The organism is Mumia sp. ZJ1417, from assembly GCF_014127285.1.
Lineage (GTDB): Bacteria > Actinomycetota > Actinomycetes > Propionibacteriales > Nocardioidaceae > Mumia.
Map to the genome: position 1 here is coordinate 3,595,563 of NZ_CP059901.1, position 16,466 is coordinate 3,612,028.

Here is a 16,466-nt window from a genome sequence, read left to right on the forward strand (position 1 = left end):
CTGATTGAGATCCGAACTGGTTGAACTGAGTACTACAACGGATGGTCTGAGGCTCAGGCTCGCCACACCCTGGAGAGCATGAGCAGTGTCCTCGGAATCACCGGCCACCTGGGCGCAGTCGCAACCGTCGTGGTGTCGATGGCCGCCACGGTATTGCTGGGGGTCGTGGGGATCAACCTGCTGGTCACGCAGAGCGCCGGAGCGGCGGGCTACGACGCGGCGGCGGTCATGGCCGCGGTCGTGGCGCTGTGCTGCTTCGCCGGATCACTGGCGCTGATGCGCCAGACGGGCAAGCTGCGTCCCGCGCTGTGGGGCTATCTCCCCGGGCTGATCGCGGTGCTCACCGCCGGGCTGCTCGTCAGCGAGGGCGGCACCCACGCGGCCGCCGACGCCGTGCCACCGCTGATCGGCGCGGTGCTGTTGCTCGTCCCGTCGACGTGGCTGCCGATCTACGCCGCCGTCCGCGCCCACCTCGAGACGCGCCGCGAAGACGTCAGCGCGCGGTCCTGGCGCGGCCGGCTCTGATCCACAGGTCGGGCGAGCCGCTGCCGACCTGTCACCCCTCTCGCCTAGCGTGTCCGTCATGGCGAGAAGCGCGACGACGTTCCGGTGCAGCGAGTGCGGGTGGACGAGCACGAAGTGGGTCGGCCGATGTGGCGAGTGCCAGACGTGGGGCACGGTCGACGAGACCGGAGGCCCTGCCACCGCGCGCACCACGCCGACGTCCGTCACCCGAGCCGCGCGCCCGATCGGGCAGATCGACGTCGAGTCGTCGCGCTCGCGTCCCAGCGGCATCGCCGAGCTCGACCGCGTCCTCGGGGGCGGCTTCGTCCCGGGGGCGGTGGTGCTGCTCGCGGGTGAGCCCGGCGTCGGCAAGTCGACGCTCCTCCTCGAGGTGGCCGCGCGCTGGGCCCGTGGGCTTGCGACCACTCTCTATATCTCCGGCGAGGAGTCGACCGCTCAGATCCGCCTGCGCGCCGACCGTACGCGGGCCGTCCACGACAGCCTCTACCTCGCCAGCGAGACCGATCTCGGCGCCGTCCTCGCCCACATCGACGAGGTGAAGCCCTCGCTGCTGGTTCTCGACTCCGTCCAGACCATCGGCTCGAGCAGCATCGACGGTGTGCCTGGCGGTGTCACCCAGGTCCGCGAGGTCGCCTCGACACTCATCCAGGTCGCCAAGTCCCGCAACATCCCGACCGTCCTCGTCGGCCACGTCACCAAGGACGGCTCGATCGCCGGTCCCCGCGTGCTCGAGCACCTCGTCGACGTGGTCCTCCAGTTCGAGGGCGACCGCAACACCCGGCTCCGGCTGCTCCGTGCCGTCAAGAACCGCTTCGGCCCGGTCGACGAGATCGGCTGCTTCGACCTGTCCGAGGAAGGCATCGTCGAGGTCCCCGACCCGACGGGCCTGTTCGTCTCGCGCCACCACCAGCCGGTTTCCGGCACCTGCATCACGGTGACGATGGAGGGCAGGCGCCCCCTGCTCGCCGAGGTCCAGTCGCTCGTGTCCGCCACCGAGCTCCCCCAGCCTCGCCGCGCGACGAGCGGGCTCGACAGCTCGCGGATGGCGATGATCCTCGCGGTGCTGTCGCGTCGCTGCGGCCTCGTCCTCGGGCGCAGCGACGTCTATGCGGCGACGGTGGGCGGGGCACGGCTCAGCGAACCCTCCGCTGACCTCGCGACCGCCATCGCCGTCGCCTCGGCGGCCACCGACACGATCGTCCCCAGCGATCTCGTCGCGCTCGGCGAGGTCGGGCTGGCCGGCGAGGTCCGGCGGGTGACCCACCTGGGGCATCGCCTGCGCGAGGCCGCCCGCCTCGGGTTCCGGCGCGCGATCGTGCCGCGCGACGGCGCCGACGCGACGCCCGACGCACGCAAGGTCCCTGGGTTGTCCGTCGTCGCGGTCGACGACCTCGCAGGCGCGCTCCGCGAGCTCGGCGTCGGTGCGGGGACCAGCCACTACACTGATCGCAGTCATTGAACCAATCTCGCGGGGGAACTGTGTCGATCAACGATCGAGCGGGCGGCACGCCGCCGATCCTGCGGGCGACGCTCGCCTCGGTGGCCCCAGGAACGGCACTGCGCGAAGGCCTCGAGCGCATCCTTCGAGGACGCACCGGCGCACTGATCGTCTTCGGCCAGGACAAGGACATCGACGCCCTGTCGACGGGCGGCTTCGTGCTCGACGTGCCGTTCACGCCGACCGCTCTGCGGGAGCTCGCCAAGATGGACGGCGCGATCATCCTCGACAAGGGCGCGACCCGGATCCTCCAGGCGGGGGTCCACCTCATGCCCGACCCGTCGATCCCCACGCACGAGACCGGCACCCGGCACCGCACGGCCGACCGGGTGGCGAGGCAGACCAACGTCCCCGTCATCTCGGTGTCGGCGTCGATGCACATCATCGCGCTGTACGTCGAAGGCAACCGCCGCGTGCTCGAGGAGGCCGGCGCGATCCTCGGCCGCGCCAACCAGGCGCTCGCCACGCTCGAGCGCTACAAGCTGCGCCTCGACGAGGTCTCCGGCGCACTCTCGGCGCTCGAGATCGAAGACCTGGTGACCGTGCGTGACGTCGCAGCGGTCGCACAACGGCTCGAGATGGTGACCCGGATCGCCGTCGAGATCGAGGACTACGTGCTCGAGCTCGGGACGGACGGACGCCTCCTCTCGCTCCAGCTCGACGAGCTCGTGACCGGTGTGGAGAGCGAGCGCGAGCTGATCGTCCGCGACTACGCCCCTGCTGGCCGTCGGGGCAAGCCCCCGGCCGAGGTCCTCGCCGACCTCTCCGAGATCGTCTCCACCGACCTCGTCGACCTGGCCGCGATCGCCCGCGCACTCGGCCTCGGCACCGGCGAGCACCTGGAGTCGGCGGTGTCTCCTCGGGGCTACCGGCTGCTCGCCAAGGTCCCCCGGCTCCCCAACAGCGTCATCGAGCGTCTGGTCGAGCACTTCGGCACGCTCCAGAAGCTCCTCGCTGCGAGCATCGAGGACCTTCAGGCCGTCGAGGGTGTCGGCGAGCTCCGCGCCCGCAGTGTCCGCGAGGGTCTGTCACGCCTCGCCGAGGCGAGCATCCTCGAGCGCTACGTCTGACCGACAGCCCCGCGGGCGCTCACGGGGACTGCGTCACGGGGTCTGAGCCGTCGACGGGCTCGTGCTGGGCTTGCCCGTGGCCGCCGGCGCTGTCGGCTTCGTCGTCGGTGGCGGCGTGGGTGTGGGTGTGGGTGTGGGCGTGGGCGTCGGAGGCGCGGCGAGCGTGAACTCGCCGATCGCCGGCTCACCGCCGAGAAGCGCGGCCTTCGCCTCGTACGCTCCGGGCTTCACGAATGCGCCCTCCTTGTCGCACCCGTCACCGTCGGCCCGCCCGCTCCACGGAACGTCCACCACCGTCGCCCAGGTGGGGTGGACATCGACCGTCAGACCCCGGATCCGGTCACAGGTCTGGGTGTCCCAGACCTGTCCGTCGGAGTCACGCACCTCAAGGACGAAGGTCGTCGGGTCGATCCGGACCGTGCACGGCTCCTTCGCCGACGTGACGACCCGCAAGGTCACGGGGATCGCCCGACCCGCCAGCGTCCCGGCGGCGACCGACGGGACGACCTGGACCGAGGCAGGGGCGCAGGACCCGGTGACCGTACCGAGCCGGACCCCGACCTCGACGTCCTTTGCCTTGCGGCTGCGCGGCGTGGGAGGCGGCGTGGTCGGCGCGGGCCCGCTCGGCGTCGCCGAGGGGCTGGCGGGCGACTTCGGGGCCTTCGCGTCTGCGTCGTCACCTCCGCCGACGACCCGCGAGACCAACCAGACGACCAGCAGCACGACGACGGCCACGACGATCCGTCGACGCCAGTAGACACCGGGGGGCAGCTTGCCCGAAGGCCGCATCACCGAGCTCACGCCCACACGCTAACCGTCACCACGGCCGTGGCAGGATCGACTCGCCATGGTCGCCCCGAGCTCCTCCTCACTCCACACCGCCGTCGTCGCCTGGTACGCCACGCACGCCCGCGAGCTGCCGTGGCGCCGCAGGTCCACGACCGCCTGGCACGTGCTCGTCTCCGAGGTCATGCTCCAGCAGACGCCCGTGGAGCGGGTCGCCCCCGTCTACGAGCAGTGGGTGGACCGATGGCCGACACCGTCGGCGCTGGCCGCCGAGCCGAGCGGCGAGGCGGTCCGGGCCTGGGGACGCCTCGGCTATCCCCGCCGGGCGCTGCGCCTGCATGCTGCCGCCACCGCCGTCCGCGACCGGCACGACGGGGTCGTCCCCGAGGATCTCGACACGCTCCGCGCCCTGCCCGGCGTCGGTGAGTACACCGCCGCCGCAGTCGCCGTGTTCGCGTACGGGCACCGGCACGCGGTGCTCGACACGAACGTTCGGCGGGTGCTCGCACGGGTCCTCGACGGGTCGGCGCTCCCCTCCCCCGCCCTCACCGCCGCCGAGCGTGTACGCGCGGCGGATGCGCTGCCGGACGACCGCTCGACGGCGGCGACCTGGTCGATCGGACTGATGGAGCTCGGCGCGCTCGTCTGCACGGCACGTTCGCCGCGGTGCGGGGACTGCCCGATCCGCGCGCGGTGCCGCTGGTTCGATGCCGGGCGGCCGGCGTACGAGGGTCCGGCGCGGCGGGTGCAGACCTATGCAGGCACGGACCGTCAGTGCCGCGGGCGTCTGCTCGCCGTGCTGCGCGAGTCCGACGTGCCCGTGGGTGGTGAGGTCCTGCGTGCCGTCTGGGACGACCCCACCCAACGCGAACGCGCGCTCGACGGCCTGCTGGACGACGGACTCGTGGCCCTGGTCGACGACGACGTCTACGGTCTGCCCGGCTGAGCTCAGCTCGCCCGCGGAGGACGGATGCGCCGCGCGACCGAGCGCAGTCCGCTCTCGCGGCCCGACCGACGCCGTGCGCGGGCGACCGCGGCCTCCCGCTCGCGGCGATAGTGGTCCGCGGCGAAGGCGACAGCCTCCTCGTGCTGGGCGGCGTACGCCGCGCCGAGCGCGTCGAAGGTGTCGTCGAGGTCGGGTGTGAGGGCCTCCTGGTCACCGGGGGCGGCACTGAGCGCTGCGTACGCCTGCCACACTCCCTCGCCGAGCTCCACCAGCGCGGCGGGGATCTCGAGCCCCGACCAGTCGACGACGTTGCGCCGAAGTCCTGCGTCGAGGAACTCGTCGACCGGGTGCGGCTCGGTCGTCAGGTCCGGCTCGTACGTGAGGTCGAGGCCGCGGCGTACGCGCTCGGCCTGGCCTCGCCAGTCCTCGAGCAGGTCGGTGTAGCGGACGACCACCCTGTGGGCCCCTCGGGTCACCCGCTCCGACTCGAGGGCGATGTTGACCCAGCCCCCGATCTGGCGGACGGCCAAGGCACGGCGGCGGTCGTCGTCGGTCGACTTCGTGTAGTGCATGGTGCGGCTCGCGGAGACCTCCGCCGGGTGCCGCATCATCGTCACGAAGCCCGGCGTGATCCCGAGATCCTCGGCCGTCTCGAGCCACAGACGCGAGAGGAGGACGGTCCGCGGGTCCTTCACGATGATCTGCTGCGACTGGGTCAGGGCATCGGCGAGCCACGTGCGCAGGCGCTGGGCGTAGTCGCCGCTGCGAACCACCGCGTCGACGCGAGCCGGAGCGTCGGGGGCGAGGTCGAGCGTGCGGACACTGGCGGCGTCGAGGACCTCTTTGTGGAAGTCGATGACCCACTGTGGCTCGTAGAAGCCGCGAGGGTTGCTCTTGTTGGGCGGGACCTCGGGCTTCGGGACGTGAAGACCCAACCGCGCGAGCGTGCCCGCCATCGAGCTCGTCCCGCTCCGACCGGGCCCCAGGATGATCACGAGTCGTGAGCCGGTCGGGGTCGCGGGATCAGGCACGAGAATCCACCTCGGCGCGCGCGGCGCCAGTCGTCTGCAGGGGCGGTGGCTCACGCTACCACGCGTCTCAGCGCACCCCGGAGACGTCGAAGGGGACCCCGTACGGGGTCCCCTTCGGTCGTCGTGACGTCGGTCAGCCGGCGGCTGCGGTGCCACCGTTGGTGCCGCCGTTGCCACTGCCCGCCGTTGCCTCGAGAGGCGTGTCAGGCAGCTCGGCCTTGGCCTCACCCTTGAAGGTGAAGGTCGCGGCGGGGCCTTCGCCCTCGACGTCGACCAGCACGATCTGGCCGGGACGGACCTCCCCGAAGAGCAGCTTCTCGGCGAGGGTGTCCTCGATCTCGCGCTGGACCGTCCGGCGAAGCGGACGGGCACCGAGCACCGGGTCGAAGCCGCGCGAGGCGAGGAGGTGCTTGGCGGCCGGCGTGAGCTCGAGCGCCATGTCCTTGTCCTTGAGCCGCTTCTCGACCGAGTCGAGCATCATGTCGACCATGTCGACGATCTCGTCCTGCGTCAGCGGCGGGAACACCACGATCTCGTCGACACGGTTGAGGAACTCGGGACGGAAGTGCTGCTTGAGCTCCTCCGACACCTTGGCCTTCATCTTGTCGTACGAGCCCTGGACGTCGCTGGCCTGGCTGAAGCCGAGGTTGACGCCCTTCGCGATGTCTCGCGTGCCCAGGTTGGTCGTCATGATGATGACGGTGTTCTTGAAGTCGATGACCCGACCCTGCGAGTCGGTCAGTCGACCCTCCTCCAGGATCTGCAGGAGCGAGTTGAAGATGTCCGGGTGGGCCTTCTCGACCTCGTCGAACAGCACGACCGAGAACGGCTTGCGGCGCACCTTCTCGGTGAGCTGGCCACCCTCTTCGTAGCCGACGTAGCCGGGAGGCGAGCCGAACAGCCGCGAGACGGTGTGCTTCTCGGAGAACTCGCTCATGTCGAGCTGGATGAGCGCGTCGTCGTCGCCGAACAGGAAGTTGGCGAGCGCCTTGGACAGCCAGGTCTTGCCGACACCCGAGGGCCCGGCGAAGATGAACGAGCCGCCGGGGCGACGCGGATCCTTGAGGCCGGCACGCGTACGGCGGATCGCCCGCGACAGGGCCTTGATGGCCTCTTCCTGACCGATGACCCGCTTGTGCAGCTCGGACTCCATGTTGAGCAGCCGGGTCGACTCCTCCTCGGAGAGCTTGACGATCGGGATGCCGGTCGCGAGCGCGAGGACCTCGGCAATGAGCTCCTCATCGACCTCGGCCACCTCGTCCATGTCACCGGCGCGCCACTGCTTCTCGCGGTCGGTCTTGGCGGCCAGGAGCTCGCGCTCCTCGTTGCGCAGGGACGCTGCGGACTCGAAGTCCTGGACGTCGATCGCGTTCTCCTTGCGGCGGCGCACGTCGGCGATCTTGTCGTCGAAGTCGCGCAGGTCCGGCGGTGCGGTCATCCGGCGGATGCGCAGCCGCGAGCCGGCCTCGTCGACGAGGTCGATGGCCTTGTCGGGGAGGAACCGGTCGGAGATGTAGCGGTCGGCGAGCGTCGCGGCCGAGACCAGAGCCTCGTCGGTGATCGTCACGCGGTGGTGCGCCTCGTAGCGGTCACGCAGGCCCTTGAGCATCTCGATCGTGTGCGCGATCGACGGCTCGGCGACCTGGATCGGCTGGAAGCGGCGCTCCAGCGCAGCGTCCTTCTCGAAGTGCTTGCGGTACTCGTCGAGCGTGGTCGCGCCAATGGTCTGCAGCTCACCACGGGCCAGCATCGGCTTGAGGATGCTGGCGGCGTCGATCGCACCCTCGGCCGCGCCGGCACCGACGAGCGTGTGGATCTCGTCGATGAACAGCACGATGTCGCCGCGGGTGCGAATCTCCTTGAGGACCTTCTTGAGGCGCTCCTCGAAGTCACCGCGATAGCGCGAGCCGGCGACCAGCGCGCCGAGGTCGAGAGTGTAGATCTGCTTGTCGCGGAGCGTCTCGGGGACGTCGCCGCGGACGATGTCCTGCGCGAGGCCCTCGACGACCGTCGTCTTGCCGACGCCGGGCTCACCGATGAGCACCGGGTTGTTCTTGGTGCGGCGCGAGAGCACCTGCATCACGCGCTCGATCTCCTTCTCACGCCCGATGACCGGGTCGAGCTTGCCCTCGCGGGCAGCCTGCGTGAGGTTGCGACCAAACTGGTCGAGGACAAGTGAGCTGCTCGGCGCGGACTCGCCGGCAGGAGCCCCGGCGGACGCGGTCTCCTTGCCCTGGTAGCCCGACAGCAGCTGGATGACCTGCTGGCGCACACGGTTGAGGTCGGCGCCGAGCTTGACGAGGACCTGGGCGGCGACGCCCTCGCCCTCGCGGATCAGGCCGAGCAGGATGTGCTCTGTGCCGATGTAGCTGTGGCCGAGCTGGAGCGCCTCGCGGAGGCTGAGCTCGAGGACCTTCTTGGCACGCGGCGTGAACGGGATGTGGCCGCTCGGCGCCTGCTGGCCCTGGCCGATGATCTCCTCGACCTGCTCGCGGACCGCCTCGAGCGAGATGCCGAGGTTCTCCAGCGCCTTGGCCGCGACACCCTCACCCTCGTGGATGAGACCAAGAAGGATGTGCTCGGTGCCGATGTAGTTGTGGCTGAGCATGCGCGCCTCTTCTTGGGCGAGCACGACAACACGACGGGCGCGGTCGGTGAACCTCTCGAACATGCAACTCCCCTTGATCCGAGACCCTTCTCCAGGTCGGGCCCCTCAGTCCGTTCCATGCTAGTCGTGGCTGCCAACGTCGGCGGCACGCGCGAGCACCTGGGATTTCCCTGATTACAAGGGATCGCGGGCCTTCAGGCTTCCTGTGTTCACGCAGGGCGAACACCACGGAGGGCAATGTTCGCCGACAGCGAACGGGACGGGAGTGGTGCCGGCAGTTCTAGACTCACATCCATCCGGTGGCCGGACCCGGACGAGAAGTGAGGTGTCATGCGCAGGACACGTCGTCGCGCGGATCACGAGGAGCGCGACACCCTGGGTCTCAACGAGACACAGCAGACCGGTCTGCCCGCACGCTACGCGGCGCTGCTCCCCGAGCGCGCACGCCGAGTGGTCGTCGTCCTGGCCGACGCGCGTACGGGCACCGAGATCCTCCCGTACATCACCCATCGCCCCGCCGACACCGTCATCGTGATCTCGCCGGAGGTCGCGCCGGAGTGGGAGCTCGACGACCGCGACGTGCAGCACCGCGCCGCAGCGAACCTTCTCGAGGTGAACTGGCAGCTGCGGTTCGTCGGACCGGTCGACGTGATGATCGACCTCGCGCACGCGAACGCTTCGGACCACGACGCCACCTGGCGCAAGCTCTTCTTCCACCTGCGGCCGAACGGGCTCTACCTCCTGCGACGCAGCGCGGTCAGCGACCGCGCTGTCCCCGGGTCGTTCCTCGCCGTCGCGCCGTGGGTCGGCGCACCGGCCAAGGCGCAGTCCGGGCGCTCGGCAGCCGATCGTGAGCTCGCGCTCGCCACGTCGACGGTCACGGTCGGCGCCGACCACGTGGCGGCCGTCAAGCGCAACAAGCACGTCCTCAAGGTCCGCGAAGCCGACGCCGGGCGTATCCTCCCCTCGCGCGAGCCCGCCCTCGGCCTGGAGATCCTTCGGTCGATGCCCTCGGGGACCCTCGACGTCCGGGCGAACATCGAGTCGCACGAGGCGGCAGTGGAGATCACCGGGCTTCCGGAGGTCATGGAGTATCCGGCACTCCACCTGAACCGGTACACGGGCAGGATCGCGATGGCGTCAAACGCCCTCCTCTACCACCGGTTCTCGGCACTGCCCGACTCCTTCCGGCACCACCGTGCGAACCTGAGCAACCCGCGCCTCGTCGACGCAAACGGCGACTTCGCCCGCGTCCCCGCGAACGTGCGACCGACCAAGGAGCTCGCCGGAACCTACTACCACCTGGACTCGGAGAACTCCGGTCACTACGGGCACCTGATGACCGAGGTGATCAGCCGTGCCTGGGGATGGCCGGCGGCGAAGGAAGCGATCCCTGACCTCAAGGCCCTCTTCCGAATCCGCTACCCCAACGAGCGGCGTCCTGAGCTCGAGCTGCGTGTCTTCGAGGCCCTGGGCATCCCGCGCGACGACGTCGTCTGGGTCGACGAGCCGGTCTGGCTCGAGGACGTGGTCGCTGCGACCCCGATGTGGCACAACCAGTTCCCCCACTACGTCCACCCCGACCTCGCGAGCACCTGGAGCGCCTTGCGGGAGAATCTCCGCCGCCCGCTCTCCACGCCGCTGTCGCGCAAGATCTTCGTCTCGCGCCGCGACGACACCGGAAACCGCTCGTGCCGCAACACCCGTGAGGTCGAGGCGTTCTTCGCCGACCACGGCTTCGACGTGCTGTACCCGGAGCTGTTCGACCTGGGTGAGCAGGCAGCCATTTTCGCCGATGTCGAGGTCGTCGCGGGCTTCGGCGGATCGGCTGTCTTCAATATCTTGTTCTCGACGAAGCTGCGGACGCTGATCCTGCTGAACCACGAGGCGTACACCGCACGCAACGAGCACCTCTATACCGCCCTGCTCGGCGGCGACGTGCACTACTTCTGGAGCGCGCCGGACATCAGCCACCCCGAGAGCGGGTGGTCGGAGGAGGCGTACTACTCGGGTTGGGAGTTCGACTTCGCACGCAACCGGGCGGGTCTGGAGACGGTGCTGGCCGCCGTCGCGGAAGGCTCGTCGTGAGGGTCTGCGACGAGTAGGGTGGCGCGCAACCCGACCTGAGGAGTATCAGTGGACACTCGTCTGTGCATCGTGGTTCGCTCGACGTCCGCCAGCCCGGCCATGGGGGACCTCGTGGCGTCCTTGGACCGCCAGTCCCTCCCCGTCTCCTCTTTCGAGGTGCTCTTCCTCGAGAGCGGCCTCGACGACCGCACCCGGGAGCGGCTGCGTCGGCTCGGCGACCGTCGCCCCCACGTGCAGGTGCTGTCCGAGGAGCAGGCAGCGGCGCTCGATCTCACGTGCGACGTCGTCCTCCCCCTCCGTGACACCGACGTGCTCCTCCCCGACGCCCTCGCGCGTGTCGGCTCGGCGGCGGCCGACGCTGACGCGGTGGCTCTGTCCCGGGTCGACGAGCCGGGAGGCGGGCCGGACGCCGGCGACGCCGACCTCCTGAGGGACGCGCCCGCGGTTGCCTTCCGGGCAGACTTCCTCCGCAGCGCGGGACTGTCGCCCTTCGACCCCGACATCGTGGCGAAGGCTGCCGTGGCCTTGCCGCGCGTCCGCGCACTCGCCGATCCCGCTCTGCGAGCCACCCGCCCGTGGCGCAACGAACCGACGATCAAGGCCACCTCCGTCGGCTGGGCCGACGAAACGCTCACGCTTGTGGTCGAGGACGCGGTGGCGCTCGAGGCGGCGGGTCCCCCGTTCTCTCAGGTCCGCCTCGTCGCTCGGCACGCACGCACCGGCCGGCAGGTCCGACTCGAGTCGGCGGCAACCCTCGAGGAGGACGGCGCCACCGTCCGTATCTCCCTCACCAGCGGGTTCGCCCCCTCGTCGGCGGACAGCCCGCTGTCATCGGAGTCAGGCCCATGGCACCTGCGTGTCGAGTTCGACGGTCCCCGTCGGCTCATTTCACTCCCGGTCCGCTCGACCGAGCCGACCTCGGCCGTGCTCGGCGACGTCGTCGTCGCGCTCGTCGACCACCCGAGAGGCCTCGCCGTGATCGTCGGCGAGGCACGCGGACCGGTGGTCCGTCCCGACGCGGCCGCCGCCGCTTTCGACGAGGGCTCCGTCGGCACCCTCATGTCCCTCCCGCTGATCGGGATCCATGCCGTCGCACCATCGGCACGGGGTGAGCTGGTCATCGACCCGATCGCCGTGCCGGCAGAGATCGTGGAGTCCGACGGACGGACCGTCCTCACGGCGTTGGTCAGTGGCATGCCCGGCCGCTACACGCTCTCGACCACGTTCGGGCCGACCGCCACGCCGCTGGGCTACGACCTCGTCATTGACGGGATGGGCCGCATGTCGCTCGCCCCAACCGCGCCCGCCAAGCCGAAGCCGAAAAAGCGAACGCCGCGTGCTCCCGCCACGAGCAAGGACGAGTCCGCTCCTGCGACGACGAGCTTCCTCCAGCGCGCGCGTCGTCGTGCCCCTGAGCCGGTGGTCCGGGCGCTGGCGGACGTCCGTCCTCTGCGGGCGGCCTACCAGCGGCTGACCCGCCGCTGACAGTCTCCCGATCGTCAGGCGGCGCGAGGGGTGGAGCCGGGGACGAAGGCGCGCCCGAGACGGGACTCCATCACCTCGACGAGCCGCATTCGGATCTCGGCGGAGGTGGCCCCCCTCAGATCCGCGAGCAGCTCGGGGATCTCGGCTTCGAGCACCCGCTGGGCGGGGACCACAGTGAGGCGATCCAGCACGTCCTCGGGCACGGGCTGAGGGTCGGGGCTGCGGAACTCGGCAAGGATCTCTTCGAAGCTGTCACTGAGCACCGTGCTCTGGGGGTCGAGCCCGAAGACCAGCAGCAGGCCGGTCGGCTGGGTGTCGACCGGGACCACGACGAGGTCCGGGCGGTAACGCGCGAGAATCTCGAGCACGGGATAGACGTCGCCCGTCCATGGACCAGTGTGCCGGTCGCGGGCGGCCTCGTCGATCGTGCGTGGAAGGACGTCGTCGAAGACGATCAGCCCGTGCGGGCTGCTGTGGCGCTCGGCATTGATGAAATCGCGGAGCGCGAACTCCAGGATGTGCAGGCCGTCGATGAACGCGAGGTCGAACGGGCGTCCGGACGTGAGCGCCAGGGGGTCCGGGCGGGAGAAGAACTCATCGCTCGTCGAGCGTACAAGCGCGAAGTCGCCGTCGAGCGGGTACTGGATGTGGAAGAGCGGATCCACCCCCACCGACCTGCACCGGGAGAGCTGGAGGCTCCGGCCGATGGCGACGCCGATCTCGAGATAGGTCTCGGGCGCCAACCGTTCGTGGATGGCGGTCAAGAAGGGGACGTAGTGCATGCGCGGGAGCCTAGGGACCCCGAGCACCCAGGTCAACGGCCCTCCCCGGCGCTGTCGAAGACCGCATCGACGACACGTGAGGCAGCAGATCCGTCGTCGAGCGGGGCGAACCTGTCCCGGAACGCCGAGCGCCGCGGCGCCCACCGAGCGTCGTCCCCGTCGACGAGTGCGGCGATCAGGGAGTTTGTCTCGCGGTGCACCGGGCCGGGCGCGACGTCCTCCAGGTCGACGTAGAAGCCGCGGACGCGGTCACGATATTCGTCCAGGTCAGGGGCGAGCAGGTGGATGGGGCGGTCGAGCACCGCGAAGTCGAACATCACCGAGGAGTAGTCGGTGACCAGCACGTCGGCTGCCAAGAACAGGTCGGCGACGTCCGGGTACAGCGTGACGTCGACGACGCCGGCACGCGCGGCGCTCGCCGAGGCCGCGGTGTTGGCATGGCCGCGCACCAGCACGACCGCGCCCGGGACCTGCCGGACCACCGCCTCCACGTCCAAATAGAGAGCCTTCGCCGGGCGCCCCCCGTCGCGGACGTTCTCCCGCCAGGTCGGCGCGTACAGGATCACTCGCTGATCGGGCGAGAGTCCCAGCCCCTTGCGCACCCGCTCACGAGAGTCGTCCCGGCCGGGTGCGAGCAGCACGTCGTTTCGGGGGTAGCCGACTTCCAGCAACGGCCCCCCGTAGCCGAAGGCATCGGGAAAGATCTGCGAGCAGTACGGGCTCGGCGAGATGAGGAAGTCCCATGAACGGGCTTCCGCATCCATCATCCGCATGTATGAACGGCTCATCAGCCCCGCGTCATGGATGTCATGGCCGATCCGCTTCAGTGGGGTACCGTGCCACGTCTGGAGGTGGACCTGACCCTGCGCCTTGGCGAAGAACGCCGGGAAGTTGTTGTTGTTGACGAGGTACTTCGCACGGGCGAGCAGTTCGTACCACTCGCGCGACCAGCGCACGACCGCACGGGTGCCCGCGGGGACGGCGGCAGAACGGTCCTCGACGCTCCACACCCGCTCGAGATCCGGACGGCGCTCACGCAGCGCCCGACAGATCGCCAGCGGCGAGTCACCCACCGTACGGCCGGCGAAGCACTCGAACAGCACCACGTCGAGCCGTTCTGCCGAGCGCCTCGTCGTGTAGGCCTTTTGGCGGCGTCCCTGCTGAAACGCCCCGCGCTCGTCGTCGGCCAACGCGATCGGTCGCAGATCGACCCCGTTCTGGCGACCGCTGAGCTGCCACCGGTAGCCGGCGGCCTCCATCGGGGCCGGGAGCGCGTGCCGCAGCGCCGCCGTCAGGGTCACCGGCGTTTCCTGGTCCTCACGCACCGCGAGAACGTACCGGTTGGAGGGGAGAGGCGCGTCTCCCGTACCCCAGGGGTCGTCGACGAGCGGAACCCGCACGCTGAACTTGCCCTGACCCAGCTGCGACGCGCTCGCGGTCTGGGCGCGAGGACCCATGACCTGGAGCGTCGACGCACTGACCCCCCAGGCCGTTCCTTCGACGACGAGAGCATCCTCTTCGGCCCGTACGGCGTCCACGAGGACGGCCCCCGCGGGTCGCCCGACATGGACGGCCCGCCCACCGGCCAACGAGAGCGGCGTGCCGACTGTCGGGTCACCGTCCAGCTCGACCCCGCTGCCGAGCACGACGGGGGAGCTCGCCCCCGACCGGTGCAGGGCGCGAAGCGGTCGTGCTTCGCCTGCGCCCGCCGCGAGCTGTGCGGCCACGACAATCCCGCCGGAGCGCTCGAGGATGATCCGCGCCTCACCGGTTTCTGCATGGAGGCCTACGACGGGATCGTCTACAGGACTGTCGATGAGCAATCGCATGGCGCCCGGGCCGCTCGACCTCACCTCGGTGGCGATGGCCCAGTGCGCGGCGACACGAACGGCGATCCCCCGTGAGACCGTGCCATGCAGACGGACGGCGTGACCGTCGACGACCCGTGTCGGACGCACTCCGACGGAACCAGCGTTGTCGAGGCCGGTGAAGCCGGCCGCCCGGGTCACGCCCCCGTAGGTCTGGACGACCTCGATGCGCCACAGCACCGTCGGGCCACGACTGCGCTGGACGAGGTCCACGACCTCGATTCGCGCCATGAATCCACTACGACTGTGGTCCTCAAACTCACGGCCGGGCCGCAGCTCCGAGGCCGGGAACTCCACCGGCGTCACGTCTGCCTCCACCACCTCCCCGCTGACGTCGTCGACCAGCCGCACGGCGAGTGCGCGATCGACGTCGTCGACGTACATCAAGAAGGCGAAGCCGCGCAGCACCAGAGTGCTGCCCTCCCACACCGCGTCGACGAGCCGCGAACGCGGGTGCCGGTCGGCGGGTGTCACCATGGTCAGCACGGGTGCGACGTCGCCCGCCGCCTCCAGCGGCGCCACCACGTGGCGGACACCGTCTCGTTCCTCGGTCGGCCAGCCCGACGGATGCCGCTGATTGAAAACGAAGACGTCCTCGGCCGCCTCGCGCATGCCGTCGGCGAGCAGCGCCGACATCATTCGGGGGTAGACAGTCACCGCGGCGAGTGCGTCGTCACTCATCTCGGCACGGATCCGTGTCATCTGCTCGCGCAGCAGCTCCCAGTAGTCGTCGGAGGCGATCAGTGCCGCCTGGAAGTATCCGGGGAAGTCGTATCCGAAGAGCTTGACGAGCCACGCGCGGCGTACGACCTCCGACCCGTGCTCTCGGACAAGGTCGTACGAACGGGTCTGTGAGGCGAGCCGGTCGCGGATGTCGGCGCGCGTCGCCTTCTGCTGCGTGATCGAGCTGCCGTCACCGCGCGTGCGCCAGAGATAGACCGGCGACTTGAGGACGTCGAAGGTCCGGGCGCGGAGGAAGGCCTCCGTCATCGGGACCTGGTCCTCGTACCGGACACCCTCGGGGAACTCCAAGCCCGTGGCGTCCCAGAACGACCGGCGGAAGACCTTGTTCCAAGCGGTGATGTCGAGGAGCATCTCCGGGTGGTCCTCGATCGTGAGACCGGTACGAGTGCTGGCGTGCACCCGCTGGACCCAGTCCGGAACGTGGAAGCGCTCCTCGTCCCCCCTGCGGAAGCCGCCGACGACGAAGTCCGAGCCGGTCTTCTCGAGCATCCTGACCATGTCGCGGTAGGCGTGCGGGAGGACCACGTCGTCGGAGTCGGCGAAGGCCACATACCTCGCGCGGGCGTGGGCGAGGCCGGTGTTGCGGGCTGCGCCGAGACCGGAGTTGTCCTTGCGGACGATCCGGACACGACGGTCGCGCTCGGCGAATCGCCGCGCGATCTGCGGCGACCTGTCGGTGGAACCGTCGTCGACCACGAGCAGCTCCAGGCGGGTGAACGACTGCCCGAGGATGCTCTCGATGCACGGCTCGAGATAACGCTCGATGTTGTAGACAGGCAGGACCACGCTCAGCAGCGGCTCCGCTCGGCGTCCCGATCGTCGGCGGAGCCGCGACCGAAGGAGTCGGTAGAGCGCTCGCTTCCGGATGAGCGTGCTCACACGCACGATCGTCCCTCCCGAAGTCGGGCTGGTGGGGCGGACTGGCGATTCTACCGGGAGTCGGCGTGGGGATCGATCCCGTGGCGAGGCCCGGTCAGCGCACTTATCATCGCGATATGCGCCAGGCTCCAGCCGCGAGCGAGCCGACGTGACGGG

General features: G+C 70.0%; 11 protein-coding genes. 6 read left to right on the forward strand and 5 right to left on the reverse strand.

Annotated features, from left to right (window positions below; translation table 11 throughout):
* The first annotated feature begins 78 nt into the window (after nt 1-78).
* The 3 genes from H4N58_RS17435 to disA are packed head-to-tail and all read left to right on the forward strand — an operon-like array spanning nt 79 to nt 3,093.
* Nucleotides 79-525 carry a hypothetical protein gene (locus H4N58_RS17435; RefSeq protein WP_167006111.1) on the forward strand — a complete coding sequence of 149 codons (447 nt, stop codon included), beginning with the start codon at nt 79-81 and terminating at the stop codon, nt 523-525.
* 58 nt (nt 526-583) lie between these two features.
* Nucleotides 584-1,984, forward strand: a complete 1,401-nt coding sequence (gene radA, locus H4N58_RS17440) for a DNA repair protein RadA (RefSeq protein ID WP_167006114.1) — start codon at nt 584-586, stop codon at nt 1,982-1,984.
* Nucleotides 1,985-2,004: 20 nt separating this feature from the next.
* Complete coding sequence (gene disA / locus H4N58_RS17445) at nt 2,005-3,093, forward strand: DNA integrity scanning diadenylate cyclase DisA (protein ID WP_167006117.1); 1,089 nt, start codon at nt 2,005-2,007, stop codon at nt 3,091-3,093.
* A 33-nt stretch (nt 3,094-3,126) separates the two neighbouring features.
* Here the strand turns inward: disA and H4N58_RS17450 are convergent, their stop codons facing one another.
* On the reverse strand, nt 3,127-3,894 hold the full coding sequence (locus H4N58_RS17450) for a hypothetical protein (RefSeq protein WP_167006120.1): 768 nt from the start codon (nt 3,892-3,894) through the stop codon (nt 3,127-3,129).
* A gap of 46 nt (nt 3,895-3,940) precedes the next feature.
* Between H4N58_RS17450 and H4N58_RS17455 the strand changes: the two genes are divergently transcribed.
* Nucleotides 3,941-4,825, forward strand: a complete 885-nt coding sequence (locus H4N58_RS17455) for an A/G-specific adenine glycosylase (protein ID WP_167006124.1) — start codon at nt 3,941-3,943, stop codon at nt 4,823-4,825.
* 2 nt (nt 4,826-4,827) lie between these two features.
* Here the strand turns inward: H4N58_RS17455 and H4N58_RS17460 are convergent, their stop codons facing one another.
* Nucleotides 4,828-5,856 (reverse strand): sulfotransferase family protein, encoded by a 1,029-nt coding sequence (locus tag H4N58_RS17460; RefSeq protein ID WP_167006127.1) that lies wholly within the window; start codon nt 5,854-5,856, stop codon nt 4,828-4,830.
* Nucleotides 5,857-5,989: 133 nt separating this feature from the next.
* Nucleotides 5,990-8,527 (reverse strand): ATP-dependent Clp protease ATP-binding subunit, encoded by a 2,538-nt coding sequence (locus H4N58_RS17465; RefSeq protein ID WP_167006130.1) that lies wholly within the window; start codon nt 8,525-8,527, stop codon nt 5,990-5,992.
* Nucleotides 8,528-8,794: 267 nt separating this feature from the next.
* Here H4N58_RS17465 and H4N58_RS17470 point away from each other — a divergent pair, with 267 nt between their 5' ends.
* Nucleotides 8,795-10,552 (forward strand): DUF563 domain-containing protein, encoded by a 1,758-nt coding sequence (locus H4N58_RS17470; RefSeq protein WP_167251507.1) that lies wholly within the window; start codon nt 8,795-8,797, stop codon nt 10,550-10,552.
* A 48-nt stretch (nt 10,553-10,600) separates the two neighbouring features.
* Nucleotides 10,601-12,037 (forward strand): hypothetical protein, encoded by a 1,437-nt coding sequence (locus tag H4N58_RS17475; RefSeq protein ID WP_167251505.1) that lies wholly within the window; start codon nt 10,601-10,603, stop codon nt 12,035-12,037.
* A gap of 14 nt (nt 12,038-12,051) precedes the next feature.
* On the opposite strand, the gene H4N58_RS17480 is transcribed toward H4N58_RS17475, so the two are convergent.
* Together H4N58_RS17480 and H4N58_RS17485 are read right to left on the reverse strand one after the other, a co-directional pair.
* The gene (locus H4N58_RS17480; RefSeq protein WP_167251503.1) at nt 12,052-12,819 is read right to left on the reverse strand and encodes a class I SAM-dependent methyltransferase; all 768 of its coding nucleotides are present in this window, start codon (nt 12,817-12,819) and stop codon (nt 12,052-12,054) included.
* 32 nt (nt 12,820-12,851) lie between these two features.
* On the reverse strand, nt 12,852-16,310 hold the full coding sequence (locus H4N58_RS17485) for a bifunctional glycosyltransferase/CDP-glycerol:glycerophosphate glycerophosphotransferase (protein WP_167251501.1): 3,459 nt from the start codon (nt 16,308-16,310) through the stop codon (nt 12,852-12,854).
* Nucleotides 16,311-16,466 lie beyond the last annotated feature (156 nt).